2 protein-coding genes are annotated in these 2,214 nt (G+C 56.6%); both read right to left on the bottom strand.

Going from position 1 to position 2,214, the window contains the following annotated elements:
• Positions 1-197: 197 nt before the first annotated feature.
• Positions 198-611, bottom strand: coding sequence for a nuclear transport factor 2 family protein (locus ABZT03_RS43895; RefSeq protein WP_356049879.1), 414 nt, complete (start codon positions 609-611; stop codon positions 198-200).
• Between the two features lie 431 nt (positions 612-1,042).
• Positions 1,043-1,411: a hypothetical protein gene (locus ABZT03_RS43890; protein WP_356049877.1), complete on the bottom strand. Its 369-nt coding sequence runs from the start codon at positions 1,409-1,411 to the stop codon at positions 1,043-1,045.
• Positions 1,412-2,214: the final 803 nt, after the last annotated feature.

Genomic DNA, 2,214 nt, shown 5'->3' with positions numbered 1-2,214 from the left:
TCGCCTCGGTCTCCACAGTCCAACCCCTCCCCGGACGATCAACAAACCCGACGATCATCCCAGCCCCGAGGCCGCTCACTCAACTTGACAGCACCCGACGGCGGGTCCACGAGCAGCCCCTCCAGCGATCCAACCGATCGGATGATCATGCCACCGGAGAAGACCTCCACTCAACCTGACAACACTACCTGGTGAACCTATTTGGTCACAGCATCAGACGGCAGAGTGAGTACCAGCGGGGAGCGGTCGAAGAACACCTCATTCTTCGTGATTAGGCCGTCCCTAAGCGTGACAGTGCATACTCCGTCACACTCAACAGTCCCGTTCGCTGTGGGGATGACTGCATGCCAGTAGTTGAGAAACCCATCCCGCAGGGGTCTGAGGTCAGTGTTCCTCCATACCCAGCGGGGGTACTTGCGCAGCAGGCGTCGGAAGTAGGACAGGATTTCATCCCTCCCTTGCACGCCACTGGGAACGGCTGGATCAGAATAGAAGGCGTCATTCGCGTAAAAGGCAGCAAGGCCTTCGGGATCGTTTCCCGTCCAGGCTGGCAGCCACTGGGAGGTGAAGGCGCGGGCCTCAGTCTCACTGAGTCCTTCAAACGTCGCCATGATCAGCTTCATTCCTCGAAACGAGTAGGAGTTAAATGCCCGTCGGGCTCCGATGGAGTAACCAAATTGCCTGACGCTTGCGGAAAGTCTGGGTGGCGGCCGGCTAAACTGCGCGGTGAGAGGCCTTCTGAGTGCTGGCTTAAACTCGGGCCGCTGTTTTTTTGGGGGAATGGATGGTCGGCTCCCAAGTATGACAGTAATCCACCCCACTCGCTATCATGCAAATCGTAACTGGATCGTCGGCGATTAGGCAGCAAGCTACGCGGTCTTCGACCGGCGCTGAAGGCACCGGTCGAAGACCGTCCGAGCATGGTAGGCCAGGTCAAGGCCCAAACGAGCTGCCCTTCCTCTAATGTAGACGTATCGCATGGACCGAACCAACCTGACCATACAATCTGTAAATCTCAGTTCACACTACCCACTGCGCAGCTTCAGCGGCGAGATGATCGAGAGATGTCCGCAAAGTTGATAGTCTCAACAACATTGGGATTAACAGTGTAACGAACACGACTCACACCCGCTATTATCAATGCTATTTGACAACGCGGGCAGGGTTTAGCGAGCTGAGCGTCTCCTGCTGCATTCACGCGGGCAACATAGACGGTGGAGCCAGCGGTTCGTACGGCACGCCGGAGAACAGCTTCTTCGGCATGGAAGGTGGCATGAAGGAAAGTGACCGTGGGATTGTTACGTCGTCGATTCGGAGAGGCTGCAACTACCCGTGTGCCAGCCGCTAGAACCGCGCCAACTCTATGTCGGCATTGGGAACGCAGCGCCTGCTTCAACGCCAGTTCAATCATCGTCAATTTCCCAACGCCTTCTGTCAATCGCGATGCGACCCATTTTATGCTAGGGCCTGTATTTCAGTCGCCCTATCTGGAGCTCTCAAACGTATCTTGCCAGTAGTCATGATGAATGCTGCGCATGCCACAAAGTGACGTCTAGTAGACCACCGAGTGTCCATGATCGCAGTGTGTTTACTGAAGGGCACAGGCTGGGCTGCCAGTGACCATGTTCAGGGGAATGTTTAGGTTGCTGACGCCCACTCTGGCAGGCGGGCGCAGCTGTAGAAAATTGGAAAAACAGCACTTTATGGCTCGGGTGGGGTTCTCAGTCAGGTACAAGAACCCCACCCTCGCCCAGGGGAGAATCCGCCCACTGGAGCCGCTTCCGGCGGGCGGACCCTCCCGGACCTTATCCGAAAAGGTCCGGAAGCATCGTTTGCTGCGTGTAGGTACGTAGGCCTGAGTTAGATCCGGCCTCGCGGAGCGGGTTTAACGTCGCCGAAATCCTGCAATCTCGCTTATCCATTACTATCCCCAATCGACATCACCCACACCTGAGTAGCCGGTACTCAAAGTATGACAGAGCCGTCTCGGGTGGTGGATGGTGACCTAGGGCCAATTCGAGGGATGAAGTGATCTGATTGGTGATCTTCCCCTGCGGCACTGCTAAACGGCCGTCTGCCCCTCGTGTAGGGTAGGGCCTAGCCCCAATACCAGTGACTTAGGACTTGCAGATCAATAACTCGCCGTCTTGATCTCCGGTTTGGGGATGCCGAGGCGTGCGGTGAGGTCGGTGAGATCGTCGAGGGTGGCCAGTT

The sequence above is a fragment of the Streptomyces sp. NPDC005574 genome, assembly GCF_040605435.1.
Taxonomy (GTDB): Bacteria; Actinomycetota; Actinomycetes; order Streptomycetales; family Streptomycetaceae; genus Streptomyces.
This window is presented reverse-complemented; position numbering and strand designations above follow the sequence as displayed.